The following is a 14733-nucleotide window of genomic DNA, read 5'->3' as shown; positions in this document are numbered from 1 at the left end:
TAAAAATTATTAAAAGATTATAACAAACAAATTACTCACAAATGACTTTTTTAGATTAACTTATACTCTATTGGAATTTGAATTTCTATACTTTTATTTGTTTTAGGAAAATTTCTTGAAGCCTCTTGTATAGCTTCAATTGTTGCATTTTGTAAAAATTTATGACCATCAACTATAATAATATTTTCAACAGTTCCATTTTCATTGATTTTAAATCTTACTGTTACAACTCCTTGAATAGATAATTTTCTAGCTTTCAAAGGATATTTTACATTTTGATTTATCAAATTTCTAATAAGTGCTAAATGTTTTTCTAAATACTCTTTTTTTTCATCAACTACTGGTTTTGTAGCTGATAATTCTTTAGTTTCTTTTTGTATATTATTATTTACTATATTTTCTTTTACAACTTCTTCTTTTGTAGAATTTTTCTGCTCTTTTATTTCCTGTTTTTTAACTACTTTTTCTTTTTCTATTTTTTTCTCTTTTGGCTTTTTTTGAACCTTTTTCTTTTCTTCTTTTTTAATTACTTTTTCTATTGGTTCTGGTTTTATTTCTTCTTTAATTTGCTCTTTTATTTCTTCTTGTATAATCTTTTTTTCTTTTATTTGATTAACAACTGGCTCAGGTTTTAACTCAATATGATTTAAAGATATTTTTTGAACTACTTGAGAATCTTTTGTAATTATCTTTTTATCTATAAAAAAATAGAAAATTCCAAAAGCAAAAGAACTATAAAAAACTAATGCAATAATAAAAGAATTAAAATATCTTTTCATTTTTTAGTCACAATTGAAATATTTGAATATTCGTATCTTTTTAACATATTTAAAACAGATACAAAAATTTCAAATTTTGAATTTTTATCACTATTTATATGAATTGGTGTATCTTTAGAAAATTGTAAAATATGTTCTTCTATATTCTTTAAACCCTCTATATTATTATTACAAAATAGAGTTCCATCCTCTTTTATTACTATAATTATCTCTTTATTTACTTTTAAATTTTCAGCATTTGATGCTTTGGGAAGAGATATCGGAATTATTCCTTTTGTAATAAAAGTTGATGTCATCAAAACAATAGTTAATAAAACAAGTAATACATCAATAAATGGAATTACATTTATTGAATCATATTTCTTCAGTTTCATAATGACTCTCCAAAACTTCAGCATAACGTCCCAAAATATTATAAAAAATCTGAGAACTAATAGCAACTACAAGTCCAATAGCAGTTGCTTTTAAAGCAAGCGCTAATGAACTCATGATTTTTGCTGCATCAATATCTCCACTTCCCATAGTCATAAAAGTAAGCATAATAGCCAACACCGTTCCAAGCAATCCAATATAAGGCGAATTTGAAGCTATTGTTCCTATGATTGTTAGATGTTTTGTTAATGCAACATCAAGTTGTTTTTTGTTTTTAAAACTTTTTACATCTAACTTTTTATAAAAAATTATTCTTTCAACAAAAAACCAAAATGAGATAAAACTCATAAAAAGTAAAAGAGCAATAACTCCATAATCTATAAGATTTTTTAAAACTTCGATATTCATTTATTCTCCATGCTCATTTGATGATTTTTATGATTGTGTCCCATATTTGCACCATAAGTTTTAAATACATAACCCGTATAAAAATTTAGACTCATATAAAAGATTATAAGTGCAGATGCAAAAGGAAAAGCAAAAACTTTTAAAATAGTTTTACTCTCTATTAGTTTAAATCTATTTATCATCAACACAAAAGCCCAAATATAACCAATGTGATTAAAAACTTTAAAAATATGAACCCAGTCATCTTTTCTACTTGCAAGTGGTTGCATAGTTTCAAATCCTAAATAAAAAGCTTGATTAAACCCATTTACGATATTTGAAGCATAAGAATAAAAGAAAAATTCTCCAATATGTGATAATCCACCTATTATAAATAGTGGAGCAAAAGCATATCCTAAAGTGTAAAATGTAGTTTGAAAATTAACTTTTAAAATCTTTGAAGCTATAAACATTCCTCCAACACTTAAAACTATTGAGATTAAAACTGCATATAAAAATGCAAAAAGTCCAATAACATCAATAGTTCCAAAATTTATAAATGATTCAAAATATCTTGCTGTTTTAGTCCAAAAAAACTCTTCAACTATCGCACTTCTTCCAAGTGCGTGATGAAATCCCATAGTTATACTAATAGCTGCGGTTATAAAAATCAATGCCCAAACTTCTGCTTTTGATGTTTTAAACTTATCAAATAATGTGCTTGAAGGTTTTTTAAATTTAAAAGCTACACTTTCACAGACACTACTACAATCCATACATAAAGTACAATCTTCCATAGAATTTTTCTTTGCAAAAGTAAATGGTTTTAAGTTATAACTACAAGCAGTTGCACAATCAAATGTTTTACAAGATGAACAGTGTTCTTTGTAAGTTTCAAGTTTTGTAAATCCTACTTTTGAGAAAGCTTTTGTCATAGTTCCAATAGGACAAATATATTTACAATATGCCATTTCATCATAAATATAATAAAAAACTACAGCAACTAAAGTCATAATAAAAAATAAAAGTGCAGTTGAATAAGGTGTTTTGAAAAACTCCGGATACATATAATATGTAGCCCACCAACCAATAAAAAGTAAAAAAACTCCAATAAAAGGATTTGCTAAACTTTGAGGAATTTTTTTCTTTAATCCAATTTTAGTGATATATTTTCCTATAAATCCATGAGGACAAATTCCACAAAAAATTCTTCCAAATGTTGATAATGTTGTAACCATAAAAAATGGCCAAAACAATCCCCAAAAGAGTGCTGTTGTAAATAGATTTTCCTCTTTTGTTGGATTAATAAATCCCATATAAATTGCATATACAAATAAAAATAAGACTAAAATCTGAACTGTTCTTTGAAAAACTCTATTTTTAAAAATGATATTTAAAATAGGCATTCCAAAAATATCATTTTTATCTCTTTTTACAAAATTTACCATAATTATTTCCTAAAATTTATATGTATATGTAAGCATTGTCATTCTAGGACTTGCAGCTTTATATGACTCAATCCCATAAACATCTTTTGAAGCTTCTGAAGCGTAATATTTATCAAATAAGTTATTGATATTTAACTGAATATTGTGATTACTTTTTTCATATCCAATCATAAAATCAGTGATTAAATCATAACCTTCATACTTTTGTGTATTTGCATTATCCATATAATAACTTCCATAAGTTCTTGCAGTTACTCTTGTTTTAAATCCATTTGCTAGATTATAAGCTGCAAATAGCGAGTATTGATTTTTTGGAATATATGGCATATAGTTTCCATCTCTTGAAACTAAACTTCCTCTAACTGATTCATTAAAAGTATCAAATTTAAAATTACTATAAGCATAAGCTCCACCAACTTGAATAAAAGAAGTTAAATCATAAGCTAAATTAAACTCTAAACCTTTTTTATCTGTTTTTCCTGCATTGTCATAGATAGAATTTCCATTTGCATCTTTGATTTGTATAATCTCATCATCTACAAAATTCTGGAAAAGTGCTAAATCATAAGCTAATTTATCAGTTCTTGTTTTTAATCCAATTTCATAGTTTGTACTTTGAGATTTATCTAAATCTTCATTTTCTCCTAATTCACTTGTTGTTGGAGCTTGATTTGCAGTTGCAATTGATGCATAAATATTTGTATTATCTGTTATTGCATAACTTGAACCAAATTTTGCAGAAAATAGAGTAAATGAATTATCTATTGAATACTCACCAATACCAGCTTTATAACTTTTTGTTGAATAATCATAAGTTGAAATTTCATTTCCATCTATATCAAATTTTAATTTATCAATTCTTGTACTAATATCAAAACCCAATTTATCTGTTGCTTTAAAACTCTCCATTAAATAAGCACCATAAAGTAAAGTTTGAGAATCTTCAGTTGAAGCTAAGGCTCCTTTATTATTTGATAAAGTTTTTACTATTTGATCAACTGTTGTTTTATTTGCACCCCAACCTGTTGTTACAGTATTAGTTATAACATCTGCATATTCATATTTTTTAGCATCATTTGTTTTGTCCATTTTAAATGTCAATCCACCAACAAGCATTGCATCTTTTTCAAATAGTTTATGAGCTGCATTAAACTCTAAATCTGTACCAAATACTTTATTGTCATCAGCATCATTTATAAGACCAGTTACAGGATGGAAATGTTCCCAAGAGTTAAAATAAAATCTTGGCTTATATGTAATATTTCCTACTTCTTTTTCATATTTACTATTTAATGAAAAGATTTTCGAATCCCTTGCACTATTTTGCCATTGACTTGAAGTATCATGTTGTTTTCCTGTTTGTTTAAAAATCTCAAACTCTTCTTTTGTCATAGAAGCTGGAAGTTCTAAATTTGATTCTGTATATGAAAGTTCATTTTCGATTGTTGAGTCATCATCAAAAATATGACCATATTTTAAAGTTGCTTGTGTAGTATCAAACTCATTGTTATCTCTCCAAGAGTTATCGATTTTTCTTGAACTAAATGTAAATGAAGCAAAATCATTTTCATCTATTACACCTCTTAATTTAAGATTAACATTTCTTTGATTTTCGTCACCAACTCCAACTTTGAAACTATTTTTATCTTCATCAAAAACTGATTTTGTAATTAACTGAATAACTCCACCTGTTGAATTAACAGCATTTATAGACCCTGGTCCTTTTTGAACTTCAATACTTGAAACATCTTGCATATCAATAAAATCAAATCTAGTAAAAGAATCTGGATCTGTCATAGGAACACCATCTTTCATAACCATGATTTCTCTTACCCCATATCTAGCTTTTAATCCAGCACCTCTTATAATTAGTCTTGGACTAGGAGAATTTGATGAAGATTCAGCAATCACACCTGGAATATTTTGTAAAGCATCTTGAATATTTAAGATATTTTTATCTTTGATTGTTTTTTCATCTACAACAGCAATACTTTCGCTTACTTCTTTTGTTGCTTTTTCAACTTTTGTAGCAGTTACTGACATCTGTTCTAGTTTTATTGTTTCATTTGATAAAAGATTTGCATTTAATGCAATTAGTGCAAATATAGAGTATTTTAGTCTCATTTCAGTCCTTAAATAAGTTTTTGAAATGATAGAACTACTCTGTTAACTTTCTGTTAATTTTTTGTTAGATTTGTAATAAAAAGGTGATTATCCCAAGAAAAATCTTGGGATAAGAAAAAAACTAGGCTAAAATTTCTTCAATAGTAATATAATCACCAACTCTTCCTGTCATTTGTTCAACATCAGTATTAACTGGAAGTGTTTTTTTACCAGGAACCCAACCAGCTGGACAAACTTCACCTGTTTTAGATGCATGTTGCCAAGCTTTTACTTGTCTTAAAAATTCATTTACATTTCTTCCAACCATTGGAGCTTGAACTTCTTGAGCTACAACAACACCATCAGGATTGATTAAAAATCTTCCTCTTAAAGCTTGTCCCTCTTCTTCAATCATTACACCAAATGCCCTACTTACATTTCCTGTTGAATCAGCTCCAATTGTAAGTTTTAATCCTTTTAATAAAGGTTCAGTTTCAACAAATCTTTTATGAGAAAATTTTGTATCAGTTGAAACAGCTAAAATTTCAACTCCTAATTCTTGAAATTCATCATATTTTGCATTCATAGCTGCAATCTCAGTTGGACAAACAAATGTAAAATCTGCTGGATAAAAACAAACAACGTGCCATTTACCTTTATAATCTTCACTACTAACTGTTGTATAATGACCTGTTTTTGAATCATAAGCATCCATTTTGAACTCTGGAACTCTTCTTAAAACTAAACTTGAACTCATATTTTTTTCCTTTTTTATTTCATTATTATTTTCATTTTCTAAAACTGTTTCTTTTTCTTCTATTGGTTTTGCACCTGTATCGCAAGCCATAAGTTTCTCCTTTTAAACAAAGGATAATATTTTTCCTTTGATAAAAAGAATTGTATATGATTTAAAATAAATTAGACCTTAAAAATAAAATAAATTTATAAATTTATCATAATATATAATTATAATACTAAGAATAAATTAAATTCAAATATATTAATTTTTCTTATATATTATTTATAATATTTTAATATATTAATAAGTAAGATAACAAAAAAAATTATTAAGGATTATTTATGACTTTAAGAGAAAAATTCTCTCCGACTTGTTTTTTATCTGCTTTAGGTGCAGGTGGATTAAGTGTATCATTTTTTATGTATCTAATGTTTTTAGTTCCACATCCAAACACACCAATGGCAACTTATGATTTTATAATGCCAGCTTTATTAAAAGGAGATTGGTTATCTTTTGTAATCTCATTTTCATTAGTATTTATTATTGCATTTGCTTTTTTTCATTTCAAATTATTGCTTTGGAATACAAAACAATATAATTTATATAAAAAAACAAAAGCTTATGAAGATTTAAAAAATTCAAATGCACAAATTACTCTTATGACTCTTCCTTTAACTTACACAATGACTATAAATGTTTGTTTTGTTTTAGGTGCAGTTTTTGTTCCTGGTCTTTGGAGTTTTGTTGAATATTTATTTCCTTTTGCACTACTTGGTTTTATAACAACTGGTTATTTTGCTTTAAAAATATTTTTTGAGTATTTTTCAAGACTTTTAACAAAAGGTGATTTTGATTTTTCAAAAAACAATAACCTATCTCAAATGATTTCAATATTTGCCCTTGCAATGGTTGCTGTTGGATTTGCAGCACCAGGAGCAATGAGCCATAATATAGTTATAAATTCTATTGGATTATTCTTTTCAATATTTTTTGCCTCTTTATCAATTTTATTAATATTAATAAAAATAACATTGGGTTTCAAAAATATGTTTGAAAAAGGGCTAAATCTTGAAGCAGCTCCTTCTATTTGGATAATTATTCCTATTTTAACACTTTTAGGTATTGCTTTTATAAGAATCTCATTTGGATTAGAGCATCACTATTCTTCACCCGTAGAAATAACTTCTTTATTTATTTTAACTTCTGTTATCTTATCTTTACAAATTATATTTGGTATTTTAGGATATATGGTTATGAAACAAATAGGATACTTTGAAAAATATATAGAATCAGGTGAAAAATCTGCAATTTCATTTGCTTTGATTTGTCCTGGAGTTGCTTTTTTTGTGTTTGGTATGTTTTTTATAAATTTTGGATTAACATATAATGAAATTATTTCAAAATATTCTATGGCTTATTTTATTTTAATGATTCCTTTTATTTACATTCAAATAAAAACTATTATCTATTTCTTTAAACTTTACAAAAAGTTTTCTTTTTAAAAGAGGAAAATAATTCTTTTTTTTATCTTATTATAAGTTAAAACTATTTAGAATAAATAAGTTTTAATTATAATATTAAAACAATTTTATATAAGGATTTATAATATGAAAAAAACTTTACCTATTTTATTATCTTCGTTAGTTTTATCAACTTCTCTTTTTGCAAATGATAATTTAGCAAAAGGATTAAATGTAGTTATCACATCAAAAGATGCACAAACTCAAATGATGGGAATGGTTCTATCTATGATGACTTTAAAACAAAAAAAAGAAGTAAATATGACTCTTTGTTCTGATGCAGGAGATTTAGCTGTAAAAGGAATTGAAAGTCCTATTTTAAAACCTCAAGATAAATCACCAAAAATGATGTTACAAGCTCTAATCAAACAAGGTGCTAAAGTTGAAGTTTGCCCTCTTTATTTACCAAATACTTCAAAAGATGAATCAGTTTTATTAGAAGGTATAAGTGTTGCAAAACCAGCTGAAGTTGCTAAAAAATTATTAGATAAAGACTATCAAAATTTAAGTTATTAATAAAAAGGGGATTTTTCTCCTTTTTATTACTCTATTTCTAAATCTTTAATACCATATTTTTCTCTAATCTTTCTTCTCTCTTCAAGTTCTTCTTTTTTTGCATTTGGTTTTGTAAAATCAATTTCAGGTCTGTCTATAACTGGAATTTTCCCTTTTAGTTTTGGATTTAATTTAAAAAATTCTTCTAAATCTATTTTATAAACATTATCTTTATTATGTAATTCAGTTTGTTTGGGATACTTTAAAATATAACAACCTTTAAAATCCTTTTCAATTACTCCTTTTCTAGATAATTTTTTAAATATATCAAATTTAAAAATCATATATCCTACTACAAATATTGAAGTAGCAAAAAAAACATCTCTAACGTATTCCATTATCTCTTCACCATATAAATATTATTTCGTAATTTTATTATTTCTTACATAAAAAGATTATTTATTGAAATTACTCTTAGTTTTTATTGACATAAATATCTCAAAGTGTTATCATTTTATGATAATTATAATAAGAGGAACTTATATGAATACAATAAGAAATATTTATTATTTTTATTTAAATGGTTTTAGAAATATGACAATTGGAAAGACTTTATGGAAAATTATAATTATAAAATTATTTGTAATTCTTATTTTCCTTAATTATTTTATCCATGATAAATCATTAAATACAGAATATAAAACATACGATGAAAAAGTTGATTTTGTTTATAAAAATCTAACAAAAAAGAATTAAATAGGAAATCAAAATGGAAGAACATTTAGTTGACTGGTCTAGAGCTCAATTTGCACTGACTGCTATGTATCATTGGATTTTTGTTCCTTTGACACTTGGTCTTGGTTTTATTGTTGCTATTATGGAAACAATTTATGTAAAAACAAATGATGAGTTTTGGAAAAAAACTACAAAATTTTGGATGACATTATTTGCCATAAATTTTGCAATTGGAGTTGCAACAGGAATAATAATGGAATTTGAATTTGGTACAAACTGGGCAAATTATTCTTGGTTTGTAGGAGATATTTTTGGAGCTCCTCTTGCTGTTGAAGGTATTTTAGCATTTTTTATGGAAAGTACATTTTTTGCAGTTATGTTTTTTGGTTGGAATAAAGTTAGTAAGAAATTTCACCTAATATCTACTTGGTTAGTTGCAATTGGTTCAAATCTATCTGCATTATGGATTCTTGTGGCAAATGGATGGATGCAATATCCAACTGGAATGACTTTTAATCCAAATACTGTAAGAAATGAGATGAATAATTTTTGGGATGTACTACTTTCACCAGTTGCCATAAGCAAATTTTTACATACTATTGCAAGTGGTTATGTTTTAGCTTCACTTTTTGTAATAGGTGTTAGTGCTTGGTATTTACTAAAAAAAAGAGACATATTATTTGCAAAAAAATCTATGATTATTGGAGCTACATTTGGATTGATTACATCTTTATTTTTAATTTTAAGTGGAGATGAATCAGCTCATCAAGTTGCACTTAAACAACCAATGAAGTTAGCGGCTATGGAAGGACTTTATGAGGGTGAAAAAGATGCTGGTATTGTTGCAATTGGAATTTTAAATCCAAATAAAACTTTAGAAAATGATGAAAAAACTTTTATTTTTGAGTTTACAATACCTTACGCTTTATCTTTTTTGGGGTATCATAACATTAATGCTTTTGTTCCTGGAATTAAAGATTTAATTTATGGTAATGAAGATCAAGGAATTATAAGTACACAAGAAAAAATGCTAAAGGGAAAGTTGGCCGTTGAGGCTTTAGAAACCTATAAAGAGGCAAAAAAATCAAGTGATGAATCAAAAATGATTGAAGCTAGAAAAATCTTGGACGAAAATATGCAATATTTTGGTTATGGACATATAAAAAATCCACAAGATGTGATTCCTCCCATCTCAATAAATTTTTATTCATTTCATATAATGGTAATTTTAGGAAGTTGGTTTACCCTACTTTTTATTATTGTTCTATTCTTATCTACTAAAAGAGATATTATGAATTACCCAATTATTTTAAAAGCTACTTTATTTACTATACCTTTAGGATATATTGCAAGTGAAGCAGGATGGATTGTTGCAGAAGTTGGAAGACAACCTTGGGCTATACAAGATTTAATGCCTGTGGGAATTGCTGCTACAAAAATTGCAACTACAAATGTAATGATAAGTTTTTTTATATTTGCAATACTTTTTACATTGTTACTTATAGCCGAAATCAAAATAATGACCAAACAAATCAAAATTGGTCCAGACAAGGAGCATTAATATGGGCTTTGGATCGCTTGAACTTTTAACACTCCAACAATATTGGTGGATAATAATATCTTTATTAGGAGGTCTTTTTGTATTTATAATGTTTGTTCAAGGAGGACAAACCTTAATAGATAAATTAAGTGAAAATGAAACTGAGAAAACTATGTTAATAAATAGTATAGGAAGAAAATGGGAACTTGGTTTTACAACTTTAGTTCTATTTGGTGGAGCATTATTTGCTGCTTTCCCACTATTTTATTCAACAAGTTTTGGTGGAGCTTACTGGGTGTGGTTAGCAATACTTTTTTGTTTTATTATTCAAGCTGTTAGTTATGAATATAGAACAAAACCAAACAATTTTCTTGGACAAAAAACCTATGAAAATTTTTTAAAAATAAATGGAAATATTGGAACATTTTTATTAGGTGTTGCAATTAGTACATTTTTTAGCGGAAGTGAATTTATAGTTGATAGTAATAACTTTGTAGATTGGCAAAATTCATTAAGAGGTTTAGAAGCACTACTTAATCCTTATAATTACTTACTTGGCTTTTCGCTTGTTTTTTTAGCAAAAATAAGTGGAGCTTTATATTTTATAAATAATATAAATTATGAAAAAATTAGAGAAAAAGCTGTTTATTCTATAAAAATAAATATGATTTTTTTCTTAGTTTTCTTTTTAGGATTTATATTTTGGATTCTTACAAAAGATGGATTTGCAGTGCAAAACGATGGTATTATTTTCTTACAAGAATACAAATATCTTCAAAATTTTATAGAAATGCCTATTGTTTTAAGTATGTTTTTAATTGGTGTTATTATGGTTATAGTTGCAGTTTTTGTGACAATTACATTTAAAAAAACGTGTTGCATAAAAACAGGTGGAATTGGAATAGTTCTAACTGTTATGGCTGTGCTTTTAAATGTTGGTTTTAATAACACATCATACTATCCATCAATATCCGATTTGCAAAGTAGTTTAACTATTATGAACAGTTCAGGAAGTCATTATACACTTATGACTATGAGTTATGTTTCTTTAATGGTACCTTTTGTATTAGCTTATATAGCTTATGCTTGGTACAGTATGGATAGAGTAAAAATTACAAAAGATGAAATAGAATCTTCTGATTCTCACAATTATTAAAAATGAGTATGAATTATGGAATATATTAGTGAATTAATCTGGTTAAGTCTTTGGCCCATTGTTATATATCTTGGATATAAGTTTTCTATGAAAAATGCAACAAAGGAGATTAAATGATTGCAATACCGTTAAATAATGAAGAAGAAAATAGTGGTTTATCAAAAAAATTTGGAAAAGCGAAATATTTTGCTTTTATAAATAATAATAAAATTGAGATTTTAAAAAATGAACAAGAAGATAAAAAAGCAGTAGTAAGTTGGTTAAAAGATAAAAATGTAAATATTCTTATTGCTTTTCATGTAGGAGAAAAAACTTTTCAAAATTTAAAAGATAATGGTATAAAAGTATATTTTTCTGGTACAAATAAAATTAAAATAGATGAAGTATTATTAAAATATGCAGATGGAGAGTTACCAATTTTGAATAAATTAAGTTTTTTATGTCATGTCGTATAATCTAGAGGAAAGTAGAGAATATCTCTCTACTTTTTTTCAATAGTTGCACTATTTCTAGAAGTTTTTAGAACTACAACTTTTTCACCTTCTTTAAACTCTTTCTCATCAAGTTTTGAATCTATTTCCCAATAAGTCCCTTTATAAAAAACTTTTGAATTTTTTATCTCACCTATTCCTTTTTCATTAAAAAAATCATCTGATATTTCCATTTTTGATTTTAAAAATTTTTCTAAAACTTTTTTTCTTAAAATCAATATTAAAAATAATGAAATCAAGGAAACAATAGCTAATTGCCAAACAGCTCCTGAAAATATAAAAAAATAACTAATTAAAGCAACTATAATAAAACCTATTCCAAACCAAATAAGAATAAATGAAACTATTAAAGCTTCTAAAGCTATCAAAGCTACACCTATTGCTAATAATATATATGGATCAACCGCACTAAGCATTATTTGTAGCTCCATTACTTACACCTTTGAAAAAAGCATCTCCTAAAACAGATGTTGAACCTATCATTTGAGAAACTTCATAAGGTAAAATCATTTTATCAGTTGAGTTACTTTCAGCCAATGCTCTAAAAGCTGCAATTCTATCTTTTGCAAGTAAAAATTCTGCTGCTTTTTCATTTTCGACCATTGAAATATTAATCAATCTCATAGCTTCTTGTTGCCCTGCTGCCATTTGTTCTTGTTCATATCTTTTTGCATCTGCCATTCTTTCAATTGCTTCTGCTTTTAAAACTTCTTCTTGTTTAAATGCTTCTGCTTTTCTAATCACTGCTTCTTTATCTGCTCGTGCTTTTGTTTCAATGGCTCTTTTTTCTCTTTCTGCTTCCATTTGCATATTCATAGCTCTTTCAATTTCAGCAGGAACTGAAATATCAGAAATTTCAACTCTAGTTACTTTGATTCCCCAGTTTGTTGCAGCACTTCCTAATTCATTTTGTAATTTTGCATTAAGTGTTTCTCTATTTGATAAAGTATCATCTAAATCCATTCCACCAATTTCAGCTCTTAAAGTTGTCATTGCAAGATTTGCAATTGCATTTTTAAAATCAACTACATTATAAGTTGCTTGCATTGCATCATCAACTTTACAAAAAACTATTCCATCAATAGAAATATTTACATTATCTCGTGTAATAACTGATTGTTTTTCTATATCAACTAATTGTTCTCTTGAAGTAAGAACTGCTCTTACTCTATCAATAATTGGAATAATAATATGAAAACCACCATGCAGAACTTTATGAAACTTTCCTAATCTTTCAATTAAGTATAAATCTGATTGTGGAACAATTTTTACACCTTTTACAATAATAATCAAAACAAAAAATATTATTGCAATAGCAAATACAATACTTGGTTCCATTGAATTTCCTTTTTTTAATTTAAAATTACATCTATAATATAATAATTTATTTTAAAGCAAAGCTTTTAAATAATTATATTTTTCAAATTTAGATTGAACTTATTTCCAGACTCTAAAGTTTCGATATTTATCAAAATTTTATTTTTATCACAAAATTCTTTTACCATAGCAAGTCCTAAACCAAAACCATCATGAGAAGGATTTTCTTGGAAATATTTATCAAAAACTATAAAAAGATTTTTAGTGTCAATTTTTTCACCAGAATTATAAATTGATAAAATTGAGTTTTTATAGCTAATTTCTACTATTGGATTTTCTTTAATATTGTATTTTATTGCATTTGAAATAAGATTATCAATAGTTTTTAAAAAACCATTCATATCGCTTTTAACTTTTATATTTGGTATATTTACAAAAATTTTTGTATCATTTTTTATATCATCAAATTTTTCAATAGAAGTATTTATAATCTCATCTAAAAAAAACTCTTGTTTATCTATTTTATCAATCTCTTTTTTTATATTATATTCCATATTCTCATATAATTTCAAAAGATTATTACTAGCTTGTTTTATTCGTTCTAATCTTTTTAAACTCTTTTCATCTGTAATTGTTTTTTCTAAAAGTTGAGTATTCATTTTTATAGTTGAAACTGGAATATTTAGTTCATGAATAGTCTCTTTTATACTAAGTTCTAATTTCTCATCACTTTTAAACAATGGTTTTAAAATAGAGATTGAAAAACTTAGAAATATAGATAAACCTAAAATTATTAAAGGAACAATTATATATATAAAATTATCTTGATTTAGACCAAATTTAGAGATAAAAAAATAGTTTAAATACAAAATAATTACTAAACAAAAAGTAAAAATTATAGATATTGAGATTAAAAAATCTCTTTTTTTAGAATTCAATTTTATATCCTATACCTTTGATATTTGAAATTGAATCTTTATTTTCAAAAAGTTTTTTGATTTGATTTATATAAACTCTAATTGAACCTTCACTATAACCTTCACTTGTAGCCCAAAGTTTTGAAATAATCATCTCTTTTGTAACTATTTCTCCTCTATTTTCTATGAATAATTCAAATAATTCTAAAACTTTTACTGGAAGATTTAAATCAATTCCATTTTCATAAACTCTTTTATTCAAAGGATTAAAAGTTAAATTATCTGATAACTTTATAATATCAAATTGTTTTTTATTTCTTTTCAATAAAGCTTTTATTCGCAAAAGTAACTCATCTAAATCAGCTGGCTTTTTCAAATAATCATCGCAACCTTTTAAAAAAGCATCATGTAAAGTATCTTTATCTTTATATGAAGTTAAAAATATAGTTGGGGTGTTATCTTCACTTTTTCGTAAATTTAATAATAAATCAAGACCATTTATTTTTGGAACATTTATATCAAAAATATATAAATCATAGTTTTTTTCATAATTTAGACTTAAACACTCTTCACCATCACTTGCAATATCAACAATAAAACCTTCATCACTTAAAAAATCTTCAAGTGTTGAGGAAAAAAGTTCATCATCTTCTAAAACTAAAATTTTATACAAAAATAATCCTTACTTAACAGCTATATTTATTATATTTATTTTTTGTTAAATAGTTGATAAT

17 protein-coding genes are annotated in these 14733 nt (G+C 25.8%); 6 read left to right on the top strand and 11 right to left on the bottom strand.

The window, feature by feature from the left end; genetic code table 11:
* Positions 1-50: 50 nt before the first annotated feature.
* The 6 genes from ADFLV_RS07490 to ADFLV_RS07465 all read right to left on the bottom strand — a co-directional run bounded on the left by ADFLV_RS07490 (position 51) and on the right by ADFLV_RS07465 (position 5936).
* On the bottom strand, positions 51-779 hold the full coding sequence (locus ADFLV_RS07490) for an energy transducer TonB (RefSeq protein WP_129011571.1): 729 nt from the start codon (positions 777-779) through the stop codon (positions 51-53).
* Positions 776-1153 (bottom strand): TonB system transport protein ExbD, encoded by a 378-nt coding sequence (gene exbD / locus ADFLV_RS07485; protein WP_129011570.1) that lies wholly within the window; start codon positions 1151-1153, stop codon positions 776-778. The genes ADFLV_RS07490 and exbD overlap by 4 nt, the downstream gene beginning before the upstream one ends.
* Positions 1134-1559 (bottom strand): TonB-system energizer ExbB, encoded by a 426-nt coding sequence (gene exbB / locus ADFLV_RS07480; RefSeq protein ID WP_129011569.1) that lies wholly within the window; start codon positions 1557-1559, stop codon positions 1134-1136. Before exbB ends, exbD begins: the two co-directional genes overlap by 20 nt.
* Entirely contained in the window at positions 1556-2986 is a 1431-nt protein-coding gene (locus ADFLV_RS07475) for a 4Fe-4S binding protein (protein WP_129011568.1), read from the bottom strand. Before ADFLV_RS07475 ends, exbB begins: the two co-directional genes overlap by 4 nt.
* A 9-nt stretch (positions 2987-2995) precedes the next feature.
* Positions 2996-5110: a TonB-dependent receptor gene (locus ADFLV_RS07470; protein WP_129011567.1), complete on the bottom strand. Its 2115-nt coding sequence runs from the start codon at positions 5108-5110 to the stop codon at positions 2996-2998.
* A 121-nt stretch (positions 5111-5231) separates the two neighbouring features.
* Positions 5232-5936: a peroxiredoxin gene (locus tag ADFLV_RS07465; protein ID WP_014474156.1), complete on the bottom strand. Its 705-nt coding sequence runs from the start codon at positions 5934-5936 to the stop codon at positions 5232-5234.
* 233 nt (positions 5937-6169) lie between these two features.
* On the opposite strand from ADFLV_RS07465, the gene ADFLV_RS07460 reads away from it, so the two are divergent.
* Entirely contained in the window at positions 6170-7330 is a 1161-nt protein-coding gene (locus ADFLV_RS07460; protein WP_129011566.1) for a TsoY family (seleno)protein, read from the top strand.
* Between the two features lie 105 nt (positions 7331-7435).
* Positions 7436-7864: a DsrE family protein gene (locus tag ADFLV_RS07455; protein WP_129011565.1), complete on the top strand. Its 429-nt coding sequence runs from the start codon at positions 7436-7438 to the stop codon at positions 7862-7864.
* Positions 7865-7890: 26 nt separating this feature from the next.
* Here the strand turns inward: ADFLV_RS07455 and ADFLV_RS07450 are convergent, their stop codons facing one another.
* Entirely contained in the window at positions 7891-8241 is a 351-nt protein-coding gene (locus tag ADFLV_RS07450) for a hypothetical protein (RefSeq protein WP_129011564.1), read from the bottom strand.
* A gap of 124 nt (positions 8242-8365) precedes the next feature.
* On the opposite strand from ADFLV_RS07450, the gene ADFLV_RS07445 reads away from it, so the two are divergent.
* From ADFLV_RS07445 to ADFLV_RS07430, 4 genes are all read left to right on the top strand, one after another.
* A complete protein-coding gene (locus ADFLV_RS07445; RefSeq protein ID WP_412486580.1) occupies positions 8366-8599 on the top strand; it encodes a DUF4492 domain-containing protein in 234 nt (77 codons plus the stop codon).
* Positions 8600-8612: 13 nt separating this feature from the next.
* On the top strand, positions 8613-10139 hold the full coding sequence (locus ADFLV_RS07440; RefSeq protein ID WP_014474151.1) for a cytochrome ubiquinol oxidase subunit I: 1527 nt from the start codon (positions 8613-8615) through the stop codon (positions 10137-10139).
* Position 10140: 1 nt separating this feature from the next.
* Positions 10141-11274, top strand: a complete 1134-nt coding sequence (cydB, locus tag ADFLV_RS07435) for a cytochrome d ubiquinol oxidase subunit II (protein ID WP_014474150.1) — start codon at positions 10141-10143, stop codon at positions 11272-11274.
* Between the two features lie 113 nt (positions 11275-11387).
* A complete protein-coding gene (locus ADFLV_RS07430; RefSeq protein WP_014474149.1) occupies positions 11388-11729 on the top strand; it encodes a NifB/NifX family molybdenum-iron cluster-binding protein in 342 nt (113 codons plus the stop codon).
* Positions 11730-11755: 26 nt separating this feature from the next.
* Here the strand turns inward: ADFLV_RS07430 and ADFLV_RS07425 are convergent, their stop codons facing one another.
* The 4 genes from ADFLV_RS07425 to ADFLV_RS07410 all read right to left on the bottom strand — a co-directional run bounded on the left by ADFLV_RS07425 (position 11756) and on the right by ADFLV_RS07410 (position 14672).
* Positions 11756-12196: an NfeD family protein gene (locus ADFLV_RS07425; protein WP_041654761.1), complete on the bottom strand. Its 441-nt coding sequence runs from the start codon at positions 12194-12196 to the stop codon at positions 11756-11758.
* Positions 12174-13103, bottom strand: coding sequence for an SPFH domain-containing protein (locus ADFLV_RS07420; protein WP_014474147.1), 930 nt, complete (start codon positions 13101-13103; stop codon positions 12174-12176). Before ADFLV_RS07420 ends, ADFLV_RS07425 begins: the two co-directional genes overlap by 23 nt.
* 65 nt (positions 13104-13168) lie before the next feature.
* A complete protein-coding gene (locus ADFLV_RS07415) occupies positions 13169-14020 on the bottom strand; it encodes a sensor histidine kinase (RefSeq protein WP_129011562.1) in 852 nt (283 codons plus the stop codon).
* Complete coding sequence (locus ADFLV_RS07410; RefSeq protein WP_129011561.1) at positions 14010-14672, bottom strand: response regulator transcription factor; 663 nt, start codon at positions 14670-14672, stop codon at positions 14010-14012. The genes ADFLV_RS07415 and ADFLV_RS07410 overlap by 11 nt, the downstream gene beginning before the upstream one ends.
* Between the last annotated feature and the right edge of the window lie 61 nt (positions 14673-14733).

The organism is Arcobacter defluvii (assembly GCF_013201725.1).
In the GTDB taxonomy this organism is placed as follows: Bacteria; Campylobacterota; Campylobacteria; order Campylobacterales; family Arcobacteraceae; genus Aliarcobacter; species Aliarcobacter defluvii.
Note: the sequence above shows the minus strand (reverse complement) of the source record. Positions and strands in the feature narration are given on the sequence as shown.